This window comes from Pauljensenia sp. UMB9872, assembly GCF_030212665.1.
GTDB classification, from domain to species: domain Bacteria; phylum Actinomycetota; class Actinomycetes; order Actinomycetales; family Actinomycetaceae; genus Pauljensenia; species Pauljensenia turicensis_B.
In genome coordinates this window covers 38,472-57,821 of the sequence record NZ_JASOER010000013.1, presented here as the reverse complement: position 1 = coordinate 57,821, position 19,350 = coordinate 38,472, and the positions used below count along the sequence as shown (strand labels likewise).

Below are 19,350 nucleotides of genomic sequence, written 5' to 3'. Positions count from 1 at the left end.
CAGGACGTCGAGTCGTGACGCGGAGTCAAGAAACGAAGGTCTGCCCTTCGGGATCAGGATCCAGATTCAAGGCGCGCGCCACCACAGATATGAACTGACTCACACAGTCTAAAGCTAACATTTACACCCTGTCAATCACTGTTTGAGCCCCGTGTATTTCCCTCAATGAAGAAATCCCTCATCAATCGAGTTGAACGAGATCGTCAATCTGGAGGGTGTGGGCGACGATTCGTTTAACCGCCGCTTCGCTGATATCCGGGTGCGTTCTCATCAGGGAGATCAGACCGACGATAAGCATGTAGAAGGTCTCGTAAAGGTCACCAATTTTGATCTCATGGTGTCGGCGGAAATCTTCTACGGTGTTATCCACAACGAAGTGCGCGATACGGTCGGCCGCGCGGTCAATGAACTGCAGATACAGTTGCCCGTTCCCAGTCCCCGCCAAGCTCATGCTGAATGGGCCGTCTTGATCGATGATCGAACACATAAGATGCACTGCGTCATCAAGAGCTTTATCAACATTTCCGAGTTCTCGCCCTTCGTTCCAGTGACGAACCTGAGCAAGAAAGTCATCAATCACACTGTCAAGGACCGCCGAGGCGGCTTCATCTTTGGTCGCAAAGTAGTGGTAGAACAGCGAGCGCGTGAGGTTCGCTCGCTTCGAAATTGAAGAAACCGTCATCGCTGTAGCCCCACGCTCAACAATCTCAGCTTGGACAGCGTCAAGGATTTGAGAACGCGTCGTTTCACCGCGTTCATTCAGCAGTGGATAAGCTGTAGCTCGCGATGTGAGCGGAGCGCCCATCACATCCCCCCCATTTTTAATGACTTTGTCTGCCACATGATCGGCAGAGTCTCTACGCTAGTGTCGCAAACAGCGCACTATTCGCTGTAGTCGCCGTCCGTGTCCGTTTCCGATGGAGCTGGGCCGAATCTCTCATCTACTTCCTCAAAGAAGGAGGAGATTGTGCTGAGTCCACATTTGCACTGAGTAACAAGTTGCGCGTCAGAAAGCCCCCACTCACAGTCCAAGTTCATTTCTGCCAAAATGCGAATCTCTCCGTTCTTTTCAACGAACGAAGCCATCGGCCACAGGTGAGTCGCATGCCAATCTTCAATCAGTAACTCGACTTCTGACCTCAACTGAGAATCAACGAGGGTGCTTCGAAAGGCAAGAATTGTGAAGATTTCGTTCTTCTTGCCGGTGAGCCGGAACACGTACTGACTCGAATCGAAACCTGTCACAAAGTCACCGTCGTCGTCGATCCCCCAATTCCAACCCTGTGAGTCGAAAAAGAACCCGATACGTTCAAGGGTGACTGGACGAGTCAGATCCAGCTGATCGGGCTGGTCCGAACGATCCTGCACATCATCTGCCGAAGAAGCTACCCCACCTTGGTCTTCCCCGTTGGCCTCTTCACTGAGAACCTGGAGGGAGTGAAGTTCTTGCAGATCTGCATCTACATCTAGGACGACGCCATCTTTGGAAAAAGCATCCTTTCGCACTTCATCTGCTACTTGGGCATTCAAGATCTTCTTAATTCGATCAAAGATTCCGCTCATAACGACAGCTCCTCGTTCAGTTCTTCAAAAAATTGCATGCCCGTGCCAAGCGCACAATCGATCTGCTGGTAGAGCTGTTCGTCCGTTGCGCCAGACTCCCAGTCAACAGTGTTCTCTACTCGAATATTGACGACTCCCTGATCGTTAAGGGTCAAGCAGACTTTCGGCCAGAGGTGCTTCCTATGCCAGTCGGCAATAAAAGCACGTGCCTCTGGTAGACGGTCTGGATTGATGGGGTTACCCCAGCCACCCAGGATATGGAGAATCTCTTGGTTCGTTCCAGTCAACAAAAAATAAAAGGTGTAGCCATTCCAGCGACCACCCAAATCGCCTTCATTATCAACGAACCACGTCCAGCTACGTTGATTGAAAAGATCCTTCAGGCGGTCTTGAGTTACCGGGATAGGAATCTTCAATCGATCTGCGCTGTTTGGCTCAATGTGACTCATGCTTTCCCTTCCCCTTTTTAACGAAACCACCGTTTATCTCTACCAATAACGCTAAGAAGCGCATTGTTTCACGAGGTCGACACTTGCGCTGGACCGTTCCCCATTCAGGAATGAGCAGTCATCACAGGCAATCACGTGCCACGGCATCGTTGCCGACCCATCATTGTTCCCAGTCTAGAAGAAACCATGTAGAAATCATCTTGCATTTAGCGTCAATCTGGTGTGTACATGGTCCATGTCAGAATCTTGATATGAATGTTGCCGACTTCTTCACTTAAAGCCCAAAACAGCGCCATGCGCCCGCTTAGCTCGACGATTGACAGTCCCGGAAAAGGAACACGAACACCCTCGCAGTTTTCAGTGAAGAGGATCATCCCTGCCACTCAGGAAGAAGCGAACCAGGAAGAATCTCGTCGACGCTGAGGAAAACACCCAGGGTGCGTGTGAGGGCGAGGCGGTATCACTACCAGCCTCGCCCTCACACGAAAGACACTGTCAGGACATCACTGCCACTGATATGGCGAACCTATCTGAGTGGCGCGGATTTGCGAACGCTTACGATTCGTCACCACCAGCCAGATGATGCCGGCAATCAGTAGGATCAGACCAAGAATTCCGATTCCCGTCGCCCAAGCAACTCCCGACATTCCAGCCCCCACCAAATCGTCGGCGGTAACACCAGAAATTGCCATCAATCTAGTGGTTTCACCCTCACATTCAACGACGTAATTTCCGGGCGTCAGACCATCAATGTAGAAAGTGTCCGTTGTGCTCGTCGTCATCTTATATTCGGTGTCCGTTTCAACCGAGGTGACCTTACACGAGTAGAGGGTGCCCGCGTAAGCCGAAGGATCCGAACGTGAGGCCGTCACCATCAGCGATCCGCCGTCACCGATGGTGATTGTGTCGCCAGAGCGGATCTCATTCGTTCCAGCAATAACACCGTCAAGATCGAGACCAGCCAGAGCGCCCACCAACAGGGAAATCGGGGCAACGATAAACATCATCAGCAAGCCAACGACCATCATGATGATCGAACCGGCACGGCTAGGAAGCTTCTGAGGCACACCCGGCATCGGCATTCCAGCAACGTTGGGGCCACCAGCCTGTTGGCCGCCATAGGGCTGTCCCATCGGCTGATTCATCGGCTGACCCGGGTACTGAGGTGCATCAGAATTCCACTGCGCTTGCGCACCCTGCGGGTAGCCCGCGCCACCATCATTGAACGTCCCACCCGCGTAAGAACCGTAGGTTGGATTCGATGAACCGGAGACCTCGCCGTACTGAGGCCACGGTGTTTGGGATGAAGCCTGAGGGGCTTGTCCGTTGAAACCGGTCGCGAAACCACCATTCGGCTGGCTACCAGTCGGATCGGTGTTCATTTCAGGGGTCATCAATCCTCCAGATCGATAGTCAATTCTTATCCATCGTATCGGTGAAGAAGCGCCCTGTCTTTGGGGAGCAACCCCGATCAAACCCTGATTTTCCGTAGAGAACAGCGCAAAGCACGCTGATCAGCGGCGCGCAAAATCCAAACGTTCAGCGCGCAGAGCTTCGACGCCTGGAACATCAAGTGGCGCCAGTTCAAGCCCTGTAGCGCGAGTAAGAAGCAAGTCGGCAAGCTCAGGATTTCGAGCTAAAACGGGTCCATGCATATAGGTAGCAATAACGGATCCTTGAACGACACCATCGTAGGCAATAGGCTCCGGTGTCATCCCTTCGGGAGTTCCGTTGCCAACGCCCGCAATGACGCGACCAAGCGGACGCGCGTTGGGCCCAAGAACCGTCCCACCACCGTGGTTTTCAAAACCGCTCATTGGCTGGGTCAGTCCTTCAAGAAGGGGTTCACAGACAAGCTCGCCAATTGCACGATGCCCCTGCGGATCCGTGGTGACATCAAGAACGCCGAGGCCTTCGACTCGCTCGTCGCGCGCATCGCGATACCAGTGCCCCAAAACCTGCAATGAGGCGCAGATGGCAAGAAGTGGCTTGCCGGCGTCCAAGGCGTGAAGCAAGCCCGAGTCGTCGCGGAATTTCTGAGCCGCCAGTGACTGCGCAGTGTCTTCGCCACCGCCGAGAGTGTAAAGATCCAGTTCTGCTGGGATGTCTTCGTTCAAAGACACTGTCACTAGTTCCGCATCGATACCTCGACGGCGGGCGCGCTCTGCCAGAATCAGGGCATTGCCCGTATCTCCGTAGGTGCCCAGCACGTCGGGAAACAAGACCCCGATTCGCAGGGTTGATTCACTCATCGTCCACCCTCCTATCGTCTGGTTGCTGATTTCTGGCGAGCATCAAGGATTACTTTAAAGTCTCGAAGAGCCGTGTAGTTCAGCAACATTTCAACCTTGCCGGGCTCAAGGAGCTTCAAGGCGTCCATGGGTAGTGGCGCAAGATCGCAGTGAATTCCCGCGTATTCAAGGCGGACGGCCAAGTCGGCGCCTCGTTCACCGCACGCGACAATGCGACGATCGTCGGACGCGGACAACACGGAGAAGTCGACATCCCAGAGCCACGAGAGATCCTGCCCGTCCGGAACCTGGCCGTTGACTGCAATCACGACCTGTTTGACACGCGGGTCAACCATCGTCATCGCTTCTTGCCAGCCTGCCGGATTCTTCGCCAACATGATGCGAGCGCGACGCCCATCAACGTCATGAATGGAATACCGTCCGGCAACCTGACGCACTTGACCGATCGCGTTGGCGGCCACCTGCGGATCAATCCCCAACGCGACCGCGGCCGCTACCGCCTGGGCAGCGTTGCCAAGGTTTGCGCGCCCCGGGAGCTGCAGGTGCAAAGGAACGCGAACGTCGTTTGGTCCGTACAGAATTGCCGAGGGCCCGCTTGCTCCTTCCGGCATCAAATCGATGTTGCCGATTGTCCAGTCTGGCGTGGGACGCTGGCGAAGTTCGGGGAGTTCTTCGCCGAGGAAAGCTTCAATGAGATGCCACGAATCGGAGTCACGAACAACCCTGCCACCGCGCGGATAGGCCACGGAGTCGTCTCCCCATCCGGCGCCCGCGGCAACCCAGACAACGTTTCGCGCTTCGCAGGCTGCCGACACGATCAGCGGATCATCACAGTTCGCAACAACAAGGGAATCAGGGTTTTCTTCAACTGCCTGACGCAGACGGCGTTCAACCGAACCAATTTCACCGACGCGATCCAGCTGATCGCGAGACAGATTGAGGAAGACAAAAACTTTGGGCGAAACGTGCGCTGCAACGGCGGGCACGTGCATCTCATCAACTTCGAGGGCGGCGTGTGGCGCGGTCGGCGCGGTCATCAGCGCGGTGATAATTCCCGAGCCCATGTTGTCGCCATTCACGTTCGAGGCAACCTGACCTGCTGTTTCAAGGGCCGCGCGAATGAATCGGTTGGTCGTTGACTTGCCGTTCGTCCCGGACACGATCACGGAGTTCATCGGGACTGCAAGTTCCGACAGAATATTCGGGTAGATACGGCTGGCGACTTCACCGCCGATCATTCCGCCTGATCCTCGTCCCAGAATTCGCGAGGCCGTGCGGGCAAGCGTGCCCGCACCCAATGCAAGTTGAGCGCGCATCGACAGTCGGTGCGCTGACGAATCGTGAGAACTCATGAGGTAACCCTAACGCGAGTGCAAAACTATCTGCGCGAATACACTTCGGGGCGAGCGTGACTATTGTCAACGCTCGCCCCGAAGATGCAGAGGTTGTGGCGGTTAATCGACGACTGAAATCGTCCCGTCGATCACCCTGACGCCCGAAGGTCCTGCTTCGATAACAGCCCGGATTGTGCGTTCCGGGTACGGGCTTGCCGTACGGATTGGACGCCAGATAGAGATTTCCCTCCCTTGCCCACCGCGAACAGAAGGATTAACCCACGGGCGCTCACCGCGACGCATCGGCGACACCACGCCGTTTACGGACGCGGCGAAGACTCGATCTCGACGAGCTTCAAGTTCTTCGATCTGCTGGCGTAACGCAACGCGTTCAGCTTCGAGACTTTCCACTCGGCGTTCAAGTTCAAGGATCCGCTGGATTCCAGCAAGATTGATGCCTTCATCCTGGCTCATCCTCTGTACATCGCGCAGACGTTGAACGTCGCGTTGCGAGTAGCGACGCCCTCTGCCCTTTGTGCGCGCGGGCGTCACCAAACCGAGGCGATCGTATTGACGAAGAGTCTGCGGGTGCATGCCCGCAAGCTCAGCCGCCACTGAAATAACGAACGTCAATGCGTCATCAGAATCGGAAGAACATCGCCTGGCCATCGGTCACTCCTTCGCCTTCTCCATCAGGGTGGCTCGCACGTCCTGGTGGTCAAAAGAGTCAGCAAGTGCCTTCACGGCATCTTTCTGTTCCGTGGTCAGGTGGTCAGGAACGGCAACCATGATCTCGATCAGCAGGTCACCCGTGTGCTTGCCGGTTTCAACACCGCGTTTGCGCACGCGTAGGACCGCGCCTGATTGAGTTCCAGCGGGCACCTTCACAGTCACGGTATTCCCATCGATCAGTGGAACGTCGATCTTCGTACCCAAGGCTGCTTCGGCGAACGTCACGGGAACTCTCACGCGCAGATTGTCGCCATCCCGGGTGAATACCGGATGGGGTTCAACGTGGATCGTCACCTGAAGGTCGCCGGATTGGCCACCGTTTTCCCCGGGCATTCCTTTGCCACGAAGGCGAACTTTCTGACCTTCTTTAATACCTGCGGGAATACGAACGGTGTTCTTCTTCCCGTCAACTTTCATGGTGAGCGTTGCTCCCTTGAGCGACTCACGGAAAGTGATCGACGTCGACGCGATTCGGTCGGCGCCTTTCCTTGGACGTGGCGGGGTGTTACCAAAGCGGGCACCAGCCCCATAGTTCGGCTGAGGACCACCGGCATTGAAGCCACCGGCCACTCCACCGAACATTCCGAGGAGATCCTCGATATTGACTCCCGAACCGGAAGTTGAGAAATTGAAGCTAGTGCCTTGACCACCGAACATCGACGAGAACGCATCTGTGAAGCCGGCACTACCCGGGCCACCTGCGGAAAAGCGAGCTCCTCCCCCCATGGCACGGATCGCGTCGTATTGCTTACGCTGTTCCTCGTCAGACAGCACCGCGTAGGCTTCGCCGATTTCCTTGAACTTTGTTTCCGCCTTTTCATCACCCGGATTCTGGTCGGGGTGATACTGGCGAGCAAGCTTGCGGTAGGCCTTCTTAATCGCTGTTTGGTCGGCATCTTTTGCTACGCCCAGCGTCTTATAGAAGTCTTTTTCAAGCCAATCTTGTCCGCTCACTGTCACTCACCTCCATCATTCTTTGAGTGTGGGCGGATACGGGTATGTGGTTTATTCAGGGTTGTCCACCATGACCTTCGCAGCACGTAGAATCTTTTCATCGCGACGATAGCCGGGCTGGAGGATCTGGGCGATGGTTGCTACTTGAACCTTAGGGTTCACGTTGGCAAGCAGGGCCTCGTGCTGAGCAGGATCAAATTCTTCACCCGTAGCGCCGTAGCGTTCCAGATTGAAGCGCGAGGCCAGAACGCTTTCCAGCTTCGTTGCGATCGCAGCAAAGGGGCCATCTTCGAGCTCCCCGTGAGTGCGGGCCGCATCGATGTCATCGAGAACGCTAATAAGCGCTTCAATAACTTCGGTCTGGCCGGATTCACGGTGGCCCGAAGCCGCTTCCTTCGCCCTGCGCACGTAGTTCGAGTACTCCTGATTCAGGTTGTACAGGTCAGCGTGCGCACGTGCCAGCTGGTCTTCGAGGTCAGCGATTTTCTCGAGTGCGTTTGCGAGGTCCGAGTCTTCAACGTGTTCCTCGAAGGCACTCATGTCAGTCAGTGCCTCGTCAGCAGGCTGCGCGGTGGCTTCACCTGCAGTTTCCCCGGTTGATGCGGACGTGGCCGCGCCGGCTGCGAACTGTTCGTCCGAGCTCGGTGCGACCGGCGCCTGCGATGCCTGGTCGTTGGCCTTGGCATCGCTGTGATCCTGGGGACCGGACTGGAAGCCCTGATTCTCAGTTTCGCTCACTTGGTGTCGTCCTCGTCCACGATTTCAGCATCAATAACGTCGTCATCAGTTGCGGGGGCGTCGCTGGCCGGAGCCTCGGTGTCGCCCTGCGCCTGCTCGGCCTGCTGAGCCGCGTAGACCTCTTCGCCGATCTTCATCGCGGAAGCGTTGAGCTTCTCGAGAGCCGACTTCACGGCCTCGGTGTCCTCACCCTTGAGCGCTTCCTTGACGGCATCAACGTCAGCCTGAACCGCGGTGCGAGTCGCCTCGGTGACGGTTTCGCCGTTGTCCTTGAGAAGCTTCTCAATCGAGTAAACGACCTGCTCAGCCTGGTTACGAGTGTCGGCGTCTTCACGGCGCTTCTTGTCTTCGGCTGCGTGCTCTTCAGCTTCCTTCACCATACGGTCGATGTCTTCCTTCGGAAGAGCGGAGCCACCGGTGATGGTGACGGACTGTTCCTTGCCGGTGCCACGGTCCTTCGCGGAAACGTGGACGATACCGTTGGCGTCGATGTCGAAGGTGACCTCAATCTGCGGAATGCCACGCGGAGCCGGAGCAATACCGGACAGCTCGAAGGTGCCGAGTAGCTTGTTGTCACGGGCGAACTCACGCTCACCCTGGTAGACCTGAATGAGCACGGACGGCTGACCGTCTTCGGCGGTCGAGAAGACCTCGGACGCCTTGGTCGGGATTGCGGTGTTGCGATCGATCAGCTTCGTCATGATGCCACCCTTGGTCTCGATGCCGAGGCTCAGCGGGGTCACATCGATCAGTAGGACGTCCTTGCGGTCGCCCTGGATGACGCCGGCCTGGAGAGCCGCACCAACGGCGACGACCTCATCAGGGTTCACACCCTTGTTCGGTTCACGCCCACCGGTCAGCTGCTTGACCACGTCGGAAACGGCAGGCATACGGGTGGAGCCACCGACCAGAACCACGTGGTCAATGTCGTTGACAGAGATTCCAGCTTCGGCAATGACGTCGTGGAACGGCTTCTTCGTACGGTCGAGCAGGTCCGAGGTCATTTCCTCGAACTTTGCGCGGGTCAGGGACTCGTCCAGGTGGATCGGACCGTCTGCGGTCATCGACAGGTACTGCAGGGAGATGTTGGTCGAGGTTGCGCTGGAGAGTTCCTTCTTGGCCTGCTCAGCGGTTTCCTTCAGACGCTGCAGAGCGACGGCGTCCTTGGACAGGTCCGCGCCAGTCTTCGCCTTGACCTGATCGATCAGCCAGTTGACGATGCGCTGATCCCAATCGTCGCCACCGAGGCGGTTGTCGCCGGAGGTTGCGCGAACCTGAATGGTCGAGAAGCCGTCATCGTCCTTGCCGATTTCGAGCAGGGAGACATCGAAAGTGCCACCACCGAGGTCGAAGACCAGGATGAGTTCGTCTTCCTTGCCCTTTTCCAGGCCGTACGCAAGTGCTGCCGCGGTGGGCTCGTTAACGATGCGCTGGACGTTGAGGCCTGCGATCTGGCCTGCGTCCTTTGTTGCCTGACGCTCAGCGTCGTTGAAGTATGCGGGGACGGTGATGACGGCATCAGTGACAGGCTCGCCAAGGAATGCTTCCGCGTCAGCCTTCAGCTTGGAGAGAATGCGCGCGGAGATTTCCTGAGCGGTGTACTTCTTGTCGTCAATTTCGACGCTCCAGTCGGTGCCCATATGACGCTTGACCGAAGAGATCGTACGGTCAACGTTGGTCACAGCCTGACGCTTTGCGATTTCGCCGACGAGGACCTCGCCAGACTTGGAGAATGCGACGACGGAAGGCGTGGTGCGCATGCCTTCTGCGTTCGCAATGATTGTGGGTTCGCCGCCTTCGAGGACAGCGATTGCGGAGTTGGTGGTACCGAGGTCAATGCCTACTGCACGTGCCATGTATGTGTTCCTTTCGTTCAGCCACCCAGCTTCGCGGGTGACTGCATCTGAAGTTTTCTTGGACTGCCATACGCGCGAGGCGCCTACTTGAGTCCGACAGGCTCAACTTTATACACCTGAACTTCACTGCGCAAGAGGAAAATGAAAAGTTGAGTCACCAAAACTCAATTTTCACACGTTTATGCAGATCAAGAGCATATTTGACTTCACCCTCTGGACCGGCCCGGAAGCAACGTTCGAGATCCTCGAATCCACTCTTGCTACACAATTCAAAACTAGGAACTACCCTGTTACCCGACAAACACATCGTGCCTGCGGCAGTACCACCACTTCCGTCTTATCTCCCTGGGAGTGAGAGAATACTGAGACGTACCCGACGCTCCCTCTTACAGCGAATAGGCGGCCCTTGTGTCTTCGATCCAGCTCAGGCTTTCCCCGCGTTCCACAAGCGACATTCTCTGTCAGCACTGGAATACGGGTCGTTGCCACTCGTGCACGAATATTGAGGTTCCTTACGGCGACCAGCTTGCCACGAAGGAAACGTGTGTTCGCGACGAGTTAGCCGACGTTGCCGGAGCCACCGATATTGCATGGCTTCCCCCTGTTGCCTCGTCGCCGACCGGCTTTCGCACGAGCGCAAAGTTGGTCGTCGGTGGTACGAGGCGCCGGCCGACTCTTGGTATTTTGGGACGTGATCGCAGGGGTGTTGACCTGCCGGATTGCCCAATTCAGCATTCTGCAATTAACCGTGCGACGCCGGGGTTGAAGCGCTTTATTCGCCAACTGAACCTGACGCCGTATGACGTACCCACGAAGAGTGGCGAGTTGAAGTATGTGCTACTCACCGTCGGCGCGGACAATGCTCTGATGTGCCGCTTCGTGCTTCGCACGCGCGACCGCGTCTCCGATATTCGCGCGGCGCTCCCCTCCTTGTTTGACTTGGTGCCAAATCTTAAGGTCGTCACCGCAAACATTCACCCCACACACGAAGCAATCGTCGAGGGTCCCGACGAGATCATTCTGACCAAGCGTCGCACACTGAAGATGGAGGTCGGTGATGTTCAGCTTGCGCTCGGACCTCGTTCTTTCACGCAGACAAATACGGACGTGGCCGGAGAGTTGTACCGCCAGGTCACCGAATGGGCAGTTTCGGACAACGAGGCCGACCAACCTCGCTCAGCCTGGGATCTTTACTGCGGGGTCGGAGGCTTCGCTCTTCACTTGGCATCAGCCGGCATTACTCCCGTGACAGGCGTGGAAGTATCGGATCAAGCTATAGCGTCGGCAATTCAAGGTGCTCGCCAATTGAAGCTGGGGCGCGCGGACGCCCTGTTCATTGCAGAAGACGCGACGACTTGGGCTACTCGCCAGCCCGCAGAAAGCCGACCAGACGCGTTGGTTATTAACCCACCACGTCGAGGGATCGGCTCAGAATTGGCCTCGTGGATTAACGAATCTGGAATCCCGCGAGTCATCTACTCGTCGTGTAACCCAAAAACGCTCGCACGCGACTTGACGGAAATGCCGAACTATCGCGGCCTCGAAGCGCGTGTATTCGACATGTTCCCGCACACGGATCACGCCGAGGTTGTCGTATTGATGTCAAGGGCTGATTAGGTGGGTGCAAGCCTGCCTTTGTGTAGCAAGGCTTATTGAGGGCTATCGTTATAAATATTTTGAAAGGGTTGTAGCAACGTTTTGGATATTTTTATAGACCGTGTCAATAGTATTGATGAAGAAGAGTAAATCGGCAAATTTGAATTTCATTTAAGAAAGGAAAGTGCGATGCTGTTTGATCCGAGAGACTGGGAGATTGAAACGGAAATTGAGGTAGGCAATGACGATTTTATTTTTGGTAATTATGTCGATTGGAATAGATTTAGGCACAAGAATGAAGATGAGCTGTTAGACTTTTTTGGTGTCGAATTGCCTTGGGACAAAACTCTTACATTATATGAATATATTGAATTTGTATCGCAAGACGTTTTTCAAAACTCTGATATTTGTAAGAATTTTCTTAAAGATGGTTTTTTAATAGAAGAAAAAAGCGAAATATTATCCGACATATTAATAAAATTTATATCGAGGACTAGTGAAGTTTCTGACGATATTATATCAAATATTTTCGACTATTATGGCGTACCATCAGGAATAGACTATGAATATGAGCTTCCTGAACATTTAAGATATTGGCAAAAAGATTTTTCCGAATTTGACTATGGTTATTATAGAAAATATCCAATAAAAGTTGAAGAATATGAAGAAACAATAAATGACATTTTCGATAAGATTGCATCTAATGCAGACGTATTGACAAAAAAGTCGTTAGTATTATCTTCACTTATTATTACAGAGAGTATGTTTAAGAGTGTACTAGTGGAAAAAATACCTCAAGACAATGAGGTATCAGAGTTTGGTAAAGAAATACTTCAAGCTGAAGTTGATAGAATTTTACGTGGTAATAATGAAGGTAAAAATAAATTGTTTAAAAAACTGTATAATAATAAAGCTCCAAGTCAAAATTGGATAGATTTGAGAAATTCTCTAGCACACGATATTGAGAGCCCTTCTATTTGCGGGAATGAAATTACTTACTTAAATTTAAAGACAGATATAGAGGAGAAGTATTCAGTGTCAGATTTAAAAGAGCATTTAATTGAATTCTGCAATAATTTAAAAAACATTATTTGTAGTCAATAAATCTCAGTTTATCGAGATTAGTAAACTATAAGTTTCTATGAGCTAAACCTGTAAAATTTGTACCAATACTTTTGCTAGTCTGTTCATGTGATTGGTTTAGTTGCTCTTGGAAATAGTTTTAATAATTCACTTATGGCCTTGACTACCCATGAAAAGATGGGCTGGTTGGGAATTGTCAGAGCTACTGGCGGGAGCTTGTAGTGAAAAAGATTGCTTTTCCTATCGTTAAGGTTTAGTATGCGGCGGCTTTAGGCTGATTCCTTGCGATTTTCTCGATGCTTTTTGTGTGTCGGGTTTGATGTTGTCTGCCAGGTCGACGCGGACGCGGATGTCGTTGAGTGTGCAGTCAGAAATTTTTGATACGGAAGAGGATCTGGCATAGTCGTAGCTGCTATTTTGTGTTCAAACTCAAACGAGAAAATAAGCGGAGCTTCCCACCATTACGGCGCTTGATCGTGCTATCTGATGCAGTAATGCGAACTAAAAATCGTGTATGACAGTCGAAAATTCCATTCGCACAAATGTGTTGCAATATGCGACACGGTATTTTATGATTTGTGTATGGAGGTTGATTGATATGGCAGTTACTAAAACAGCGAATGTGAATGTGAGAATACAAGAAAATATTAAGCAGCAGGCGGAGCAGATTCTGGAAACTATTGGAATTCCTAGGGCTACTGCTATTGACATGTTTTATCGTCAAATCATTCTTAATAAGGGTATTCCGTTTTCGCTTACTATTCCGAAGTCGCTTCCGGCACAAGATGATATGGATGAGAAAACGTTTAACGCGTTGATGGCTAAAGGTTACGATCAGGCGGTTCGCGGTGATAGTTATCCGATAGATGATGTTTTTGAAGAGCTTGAACGAGGTCTTTAATGGATGAGTATAAGATAAAAGTTACTCGTCAGGCGAAAGAGCATCTTGCACTTATTCGAGAATATATCGCAACGGAGCTAAAAGAGCCGGAAATAGCTAAAAGAATGCTTGATCTGCTAAAAGCTAAAATGACATCTTTACAGACAATGCCTTATCGTGCGAAGTGTATAGATGAGCAGCCGTGGGGTGAGCTTGGTTTTAGAAAAATACACGTAAAAAATTATTACGTTTACTTTTGGGTTGATGAGAATAAAAGAGAAGTCCAAATAGTCGCGGTTATTTACGCGAGAAGAGATCAGGCTACGCAACTGGAACAATTGTAATGTAAACGCGTTATCAAGCCAATCTTAAGCCTTTTAACGATAGCTTTTCCTATCGTTAAAAGCTGCACCCACTATCCATAGTGTGCACTCAAAAAAGTGTAGATATACTCGGAGTTCTCTCAATCCATGTTGAGAGTGTTGTATTGATGTCAAAGGCTGATTAGGTGGGTGCAAGTCTGCCTTTGTGTAGCAAGGCTTATTGAGGGCTATCGTTAAAAGGTTTAGTGAGTGGCGACTTTTAGGCTGGCTTGGCGTGGTTTTGAGCGCAGTTTGGCTGTTTGAGGGAAGATATCAACACTCTAGGGTCGAGTGCACAGAGTGTTAACGTTAAAAGGTGCACCCACTTTGCACCCAGGGTGTGAAGTGGGAAAATAAGGTTTAGGCTAATTATCATGGTGAGAAAATCTAGAATTTATTAGTCTAATAATATTGATGAAGACCAAGCGCAAGTGGTAAGAGATATTTTTGACCGGTATTTAAAAGGATTGAATATCGGCGGTATTATTAGAAGCTTAAAAAGTAGAGGTGTTAAGTCTCCCAAGGGGAAAGACCTTTGGACTAAACGGGCTGTTGAGAGCACTTTGACTAGGCGTAAATATACAGGTGATGTAGCGATTGCTGTTCCGGGAAATGCGGATTGTCAGTATTTGAATACAGATCATCATGCAGGCATTATTTCCAAAGAAACGTTTGAAGCAGTTGAGATAGAGGTGGCAGCTCGCAGTAATATGGAACATGGAGAAGATGGAAAACTACACAGAAAGACTAAGAAATACAGCTCGAAGAAGCGTTGGTAAAGGGAGATAGAAGTATGCTTGGAAACTTAAAACTATTAAAAGAAGATATGAAGAATAAAGGGTGGACAATTTGCACCTTCACATTTCGATATAAAAGTATTAACTATATTGTCTTGGTAAAAAGATTTGTTGGAAGTGTAAAGAGAATTAGTGAGTATGCTCTTGTAAAACTTGAATTTATGAAGGAAAATGACTTAAGCGATGTATTGGAAGTTGAAGCTAACAGTAATAGGTTGCTTATTGACGCAAAGACATTAAGAGAATATTTTGGCATTGAGTATAGTGATAACCTGGGGGATATAATAAATCAATTTTCTAACCAACTGGGAGACTCGATTCCAGCAAACATTAAAGTAAATATTTCTGACATTGAAAAACAAGCTATGGTTCGCTCACTAAGCGTAAGCGATTCAGAAGACCCTGAAAAAATATATTGCACAATGGTACGTAGAAATCCTAAAGGGAAAAAGCGAAGTGAATTCAATTCAGATAAAACAAAATTACTTAGAGGTGAGCTATTTAAATTTTTTAAAGATGATGAAAGTATAAGCTTCTGTTATTCGAAAGAAGTAGAAAAAGAGAATGATGATGCAACGATACTTAAGAATTTTTCAAAACGATAGCTGTTAGAGTGGCATCGTCAAAATAGTCTAATCAGAAATGAAGGATTGAAAACATAAGATTATTATAAAACCATAGAATTCAACATAATATTATTCGATGAGGGTATGAATTAAAAAATAGCCTAACAATCTCACGCCGAGGTTGCAATTCTGCTGGAACGTTGCTGACTACAATCAGTCTCAGGCTTGGCTGAGCACTGAGACAAGCTCAGAAATTGGGCGCATATCCCCAGTTTGAACGTTATTGTCCTCCTTCGCCCATATTTGACGATATCCCGCCACTGAAAAAGCCTAACGAGGAAACCTCCGACAAAGATATCGGCATCGGGTACTTCTTCGGGCAGAACCTCGTGAATATCGCGCCCATCTACTTTGAGATCAAAGTTCTGTTCGTACCTTTGGGCGGCATATGGATCGAATTCATTGGCGTAAATCGTCTTTACTTTGCCGGTTTCTTCAAACCCGAGGTCGATCCCTCCGACTCCCGCAAAGAATGACGCTAACGTCCAGTTCTTGGCCACGAATATGCCCCATTTCCACTTGATGCACCCCACGACTAACAGGAATTGCGGCACGCCGCAGCTTGGCCTCAATCACCCCAGCCGGCAAGCAGGTTTCGCACCTGCTCAGCCAATGCGTCAATTGCGGGCTGCGCTTCATTGGCCCATGGAATGTAGTGGAACTCTGATCCGCCCGCATCAGTGAATGCTGTGCGGTTCAGCTGGTCGATCTCTTCAAGGGTCTCCAGACAGTCGGCAACGAAGCCGGGGCAGATGACATCGACGCGCCTCGTCCCCTGCTTGCCGAGTTCACCAACCGTGTCGATCGTCGCCGGACCATTCCACTCGGCAGGACCGAAAACAGACTGGAAAGTAGCGATGCAGGACTCTTCATTCAGTCCCAGTCGCTCACGCAGAAGCGCAGCCGTTTCCTTGCATTCGTCAATGTAGGGATCACCCTTCTTCGACATGGCAACCGGGATTGAGTGGAACGAGAGGATCAGACGGTCACCACCGGCAAAGTCCGGAGTGCCGTTGCGCTGCCAAGACTCACGGATTGCCGTTTCAAGCGCATCAATATAGGTGGACGCAGTCGGGAACGAACGGGATAGCCGGATTTCAGGGTGCTCGCGCCTCGACAGTAGCCACGTAGCGGCCGCGTCATTTACGGACGCAATCGTGGTCGCCGAATACTGCGGGTAGGCCGACAGGATCGCGATCTTTCGGTAGCCCTGCGTCATCAGATCATCAAGGACGCTTCCGAGGCTTGGCTGGCCGTAACGCATTGCCGGCACGACTTTCATTCCAAGCTGTTCGCTCAGAAGTTCCGCCTGACGTGTCGTGTAGTGCAGTAGCGGGGATCCTTCATCCAACCACACGGTCCGATATTTCGCAGCGGATTGGGCCGGTCGAACGCGCAGGATCACTCCCTCAAGGATCGGGCGCCAGACAGCTTTCGGCATTTCAATGACTCGCGGGTCACTGAGGAACTCACGCAAATACGTGCGAACATCCGCAGTCGTCGGAGTTTTCGGAGTTCCAAGGTTGGCAAGTACGAGGGCCGGAGCATCACTGTGGCGCATAGTCCAAGTGTAACGAGGGGGATCACAGCGCTTTTCTGACAGGTGTCATCAGAATTAATTCTGTCCGGTATGACGCACGAACCTGTCCGGTATGACGCACGAACCTGTCCGGTATGACGCACGAACCGTCGCATGTGTCGGTGACTACGTTACGACACCACATCCCGCAAATCTGCCCTAACTTGCTCAACTCACCAGGATACCGACTAAGGTGCCAACCAAGATAACTAGTGGAATTTCGACAGTTTTCTTGGAGGGGTGCAGATGGGCCGCTACGATCCACCATTCCAGATCACTGATGAAATCATGAATCTGACGGCGCCTATCAGCGAACAGCTCAGACACATCGATTCGCGCTCACACGAGACAATCCATCCATACCTTCGTCGAGCCAACCAGATCCGCACAATCCATTCTTCACGCGCAATCGAGCACAATTCTCTCTCGCTCGAGCAAGTCACCGCACTCATTGAAGGTAAGCGCGTTCTCGGCAATCCAAACGAGAAGCCAGTTCCCTCAGTCTCGTTCATGAAAGCAGAAGGAAACTCCCGATGTTGACAACGCCTGACCAGTCGAAGAATGGCATCACCTCCGGTGACGCAGATGATGTTCACCCAATCGGGGTGAGCGCCTGTTTGCTTGGCGAGAATTGCAAGTACAACGGTGGGAACAACAGGAACGAGGCCCTGATTGGGTGGCTCGGCTCGCGCGATGTCGTTCCCGTGTGCCCAGAAGTCATGGGAGGCCTACCCACCCCGCGTCCGCCGGCTGAAATGGTGGACGGCGTTGTACAAACCGCGGATGGATCCAGCGTGGATAAAGAATTCCATGACGGCGCCCAGATTGCGGAAGAAAAGCTCCGGGCAAGCGGAGCCGGCCTCGTCATTCTTCAATCACGAAGCCCCAGTTGCGGTGCGCGCCAGATCTACGACGGCACGTTCACCGGCACTCTCATCGACGGCGAGGGCACGTTTGCGCGCCAGCTTCGCGCCCACGGATACGAGGTCTTGGACGTGTCGGAATTCGAGGAACAGCGCTGAGATTCTCGGCGGATAATTGAAGCGAACCGCAATCGGAGATGCACATGTTGTGCACGCAACTGGGTAACACTGGCATAAAACTTCGAAGCTTTGCATTGGAACGATGAGTTTCGGCAAGCCGGGAACGATACGCCGGTGGAGCGTCGGCTCCGAAGAAACCGGCGCGCTGGTTGGGCGCGACCCTGCTCAAACACACTCAGCGCAACAAAGTCATTATCGTCTCGAAGGTCTATTTCAACGAAGGGTGTCACGTCGCCGATCATCGGTGCGACGAAGGAAAAGCAGCTCGACGAGGCCACTACGGCACTCGACGTTGAACTGACCGGCGAAAACTCGCTTACCTCGAGGAACTCTACGTTCCCCACCCGATTGTGGCGAACTCGTCGCTGTTCATCGTGAACTACACGGGTCAGACGCTGCGGGTTTTCGGCTCCATCGAAGAAGCTCGCGCAACGATTGCTTTTGCTCGCGATTACGCGGTTTCGACTTTGAGCGCATTTGGAACCTCGATCCGCAAGACCGCGCTTGTTCACGCCTCCTAACCAACTTCCATCTAGATATCGCCTCGACCCTTTAGAGTTCGGACGATATCTGTTTCCTTCGACCGACCGCTATCAACCTGGTGCAACACCCTGACTGCTCAGACGGGAAGGATCGAGCGACCAACTACACCCCACGCGACACATCCACACAAAAACACACCAAACCGTCGCACCAGGTGCAGTCGGGAGCCAAAAGCCCCTGTACGAGGCCAGACAGGTTTCGCTCCCTAGCCTTCCGCTCCGATTTCACCGCTCGCGACCGCAAGGCACGCCGGCCAGGTCCATGCGGATCAGTCGAAAGAGCACGAGCTGTTTGCTCGCCTGACCTCGTGGTTTGGAAGACATAAGGCGGCGTGACACTCGAAGGGCGCTCACGGTCGTTTCCTTGGGTGTCCTTCGCCCGTAGAATTGCGACAGAATTGCGTGAAGACGCGAAGTGAAAGGACCCTTATGGCCATCGAGATCATCACCGAATCGTCCCCCGAAATCGTCGAAGCGATGGAGCGCCTGATTCCTCAGCTGTCCCGTTCAGCTGCCCCACTGGACGCGGCTGGGTGCGAGCGTTTCATTTCTCAGCCCGGCATTCACCTGTTCGTTTTCCGCTCCGATAAGGCGGACGAGTCTGGTGCTTTCCCGATCCTCGGCATGCTCTCGCTGGCAACCTTCGAGATCCCGACCGGTGTGCGCGCCTGGGTCGAGGATGTCGTTGTCGATTCTGCTGCTCGTGGCCAGGGTGCCGGTCAGGCCCTCGTTGAGGCCGCGCTTCGCCACGCTCAGAAAGTAGGCGCACGCACGGTCGATCTGACTAGCCGCCCGTCACGCGAGGCCGCGAACCGCCTCTACCAGCGCGCCGGTTTCGAGCTACGCGAGACGAACGTGTACCGCGTCCCACTGGACAAGTAAACGCTACGTCACCAGTTGGCACCTTTTTCTTGGGTACGAGGCTGGGTCTGCTGACCTAGCTTCGTCCTTTTTGTTGCCCGAA

The 19,350-nt window shown here is 52.5% G+C and carries 22 protein-coding genes; 9 read left to right on the top strand and 13 right to left on the bottom strand.

The genetic code is table 11. The features are described 5' to 3' along the window. Positions 1–181: 181 nt before the first annotated feature. From QP109_RS06485 to dnaK, 11 genes are all read right to left on the bottom strand, one after another. Positions 182–841 carry a TetR/AcrR family transcriptional regulator gene (locus QP109_RS06485; protein WP_270773103.1) on the bottom strand — a complete coding sequence of 220 codons (660 nt, stop codon included), beginning with the start codon at positions 839–841 and terminating at the stop codon, positions 182–184. Between the two features lie 41 nt (positions 842–882). Beyond that, entirely contained in the window at positions 883–1,563 is a 681-nt protein-coding gene (locus tag QP109_RS06480) for a YbjN domain-containing protein (RefSeq protein ID WP_101628488.1), read from the bottom strand. Further along, entirely contained in the window at positions 1,560–2,012 is a 453-nt protein-coding gene (locus tag QP109_RS06475; RefSeq protein ID WP_101628489.1) for a type III secretion system chaperone family protein, read from the bottom strand. Before QP109_RS06475 ends, QP109_RS06480 begins: the two co-directional genes overlap by 4 nt. A gap of 212 nt (positions 2,013–2,224) precedes the next feature. After that, positions 2,225–2,395, bottom strand: coding sequence for a hypothetical protein (locus QP109_RS06470; RefSeq protein ID WP_165778241.1), 171 nt, complete (start codon positions 2,393–2,395; stop codon positions 2,225–2,227). Positions 2,396–2,515: 120 nt separating this feature from the next. Beyond that, on the bottom strand, positions 2,516–3,406 hold the full coding sequence (locus QP109_RS06465; protein WP_285024035.1) for a hypothetical protein: 891 nt from the start codon (positions 3,404–3,406) through the stop codon (positions 2,516–2,518). A 120-nt stretch (positions 3,407–3,526) separates the two neighbouring features. Further along, the gene (locus tag QP109_RS06460) at positions 3,527–4,264 is read right to left on the bottom strand and encodes a type 1 glutamine amidotransferase (RefSeq protein WP_101628491.1); all 738 of its coding nucleotides are present in this window, start codon (positions 4,262–4,264) and stop codon (positions 3,527–3,529) included. A gap of 11 nt (positions 4,265–4,275) precedes the next feature. After that, positions 4,276–5,616, bottom strand: coding sequence for a Mur ligase family protein (locus tag QP109_RS06455; RefSeq protein WP_285024034.1), 1,341 nt, complete (start codon positions 5,614–5,616; stop codon positions 4,276–4,278). Positions 5,617–5,718: 102 nt separating this feature from the next. Continuing rightward, positions 5,719–6,267 (bottom strand): heat shock protein transcriptional repressor HspR, encoded by a 549-nt coding sequence (locus QP109_RS06450; protein WP_285024033.1) that lies wholly within the window; start codon positions 6,265–6,267, stop codon positions 5,719–5,721. 3 nt (positions 6,268–6,270) lie between these two features. After that, entirely contained in the window at positions 6,271–7,284 is a 1,014-nt protein-coding gene (locus tag QP109_RS06445) for a DnaJ C-terminal domain-containing protein (protein ID WP_285024032.1), read from the bottom strand. Positions 7,285–7,335: 51 nt separating this feature from the next. Next, positions 7,336–8,022 (bottom strand): nucleotide exchange factor GrpE, encoded by a 687-nt coding sequence (locus tag QP109_RS06440; RefSeq protein ID WP_285024031.1) that lies wholly within the window; start codon positions 8,020–8,022, stop codon positions 7,336–7,338. After that, complete coding sequence (gene dnaK, locus QP109_RS06435; protein WP_101628353.1) at positions 8,019–9,878, bottom strand: molecular chaperone DnaK; 1,860 nt, start codon at positions 9,876–9,878, stop codon at positions 8,019–8,021. The genes QP109_RS06440 and dnaK overlap by 4 nt, the downstream gene beginning before the upstream one ends. 453 nt (positions 9,879–10,331) lie before the next feature. On the opposite strand from dnaK, the gene QP109_RS06430 reads away from it, so the two are divergent. The 6 genes from QP109_RS06430 (at position 10,332) to QP109_RS06405 (ending at position 15,201) form a co-directional block, all read left to right on the top strand. Next, entirely contained in the window at positions 10,332–11,495 is a 1,164-nt protein-coding gene (locus QP109_RS06430; protein ID WP_285024047.1) for a methyltransferase domain-containing protein, read from the top strand. Positions 11,496–11,663: 168 nt separating this feature from the next. Then, positions 11,664–12,578, top strand: coding sequence for a hypothetical protein (locus tag QP109_RS06425; RefSeq protein WP_285024030.1), 915 nt, complete (start codon positions 11,664–11,666; stop codon positions 12,576–12,578). Positions 12,579–13,071: 493 nt separating this feature from the next. Next, positions 13,072–13,458: a type II toxin-antitoxin system RelB/DinJ family antitoxin gene (locus QP109_RS06420; RefSeq protein ID WP_243381261.1), complete on the top strand. Its 387-nt coding sequence runs from the start codon at positions 13,072–13,074 to the stop codon at positions 13,456–13,458. Next, positions 13,458–13,781 carry a type II toxin-antitoxin system RelE/ParE family toxin gene (locus tag QP109_RS06415; protein ID WP_101628351.1) on the top strand — a complete coding sequence of 108 codons (324 nt, stop codon included), beginning with the start codon at positions 13,458–13,460 and terminating at the stop codon, positions 13,779–13,781. The genes QP109_RS06420 and QP109_RS06415 overlap by 1 nt, the downstream gene beginning before the upstream one ends. Before the next feature lie 428 nt (positions 13,782–14,209). Continuing rightward, on the top strand, positions 14,210–14,578 hold the full coding sequence (locus tag QP109_RS06410) for a recombinase family protein (protein WP_101628350.1): 369 nt from the start codon (positions 14,210–14,212) through the stop codon (positions 14,576–14,578). 14 nt (positions 14,579–14,592) lie between these two features. Continuing rightward, positions 14,593–15,201, top strand: a complete 609-nt coding sequence (locus QP109_RS06405; protein ID WP_285024029.1) for a DUF6037 family protein — start codon at positions 14,593–14,595, stop codon at positions 15,199–15,201. A gap of 131 nt (positions 15,202–15,332) precedes the next feature. Here the strand turns inward: QP109_RS06405 and QP109_RS06400 are convergent, their stop codons facing one another. Then, the gene (locus tag QP109_RS06400; RefSeq protein ID WP_285024028.1) at positions 15,333–15,722 is read right to left on the bottom strand and encodes a DNA cytosine methyltransferase; all 390 of its coding nucleotides are present in this window, start codon (positions 15,720–15,722) and stop codon (positions 15,333–15,335) included. 68 nt (positions 15,723–15,790) lie between these two features. Continuing rightward, a complete protein-coding gene (gene hemH, locus QP109_RS06395) occupies positions 15,791–16,783 on the bottom strand; it encodes a ferrochelatase (protein WP_101628348.1) in 993 nt (330 codons plus the stop codon). 551 nt (positions 16,784–17,334) lie between these two features. Here hemH and QP109_RS06390 point away from each other — a divergent pair. The 3 genes from QP109_RS06390 to QP109_RS06380 all read left to right on the top strand — a co-directional run bounded on the left by QP109_RS06390 (position 17,335) and on the right by QP109_RS06380 (position 19,268). Further along, entirely contained in the window at positions 17,335–17,823 is a 489-nt protein-coding gene (locus QP109_RS06390; protein WP_101628346.1) for a 2-thiouracil desulfurase family protein, read from the top strand. Between the two features lie 371 nt (positions 17,824–18,194). Beyond that, positions 18,195–18,365 (top strand): hypothetical protein, encoded by a 171-nt coding sequence (locus QP109_RS06385; protein ID WP_165778232.1) that lies wholly within the window; start codon positions 18,195–18,197, stop codon positions 18,363–18,365. 450 nt (positions 18,366–18,815) lie between these two features. Then, positions 18,816–19,268: a GNAT family N-acetyltransferase gene (locus QP109_RS06380; protein ID WP_101628345.1), complete on the top strand. Its 453-nt coding sequence runs from the start codon at positions 18,816–18,818 to the stop codon at positions 19,266–19,268. The last annotated feature ends 82 nt before the right edge of the window (positions 19,269–19,350 follow it).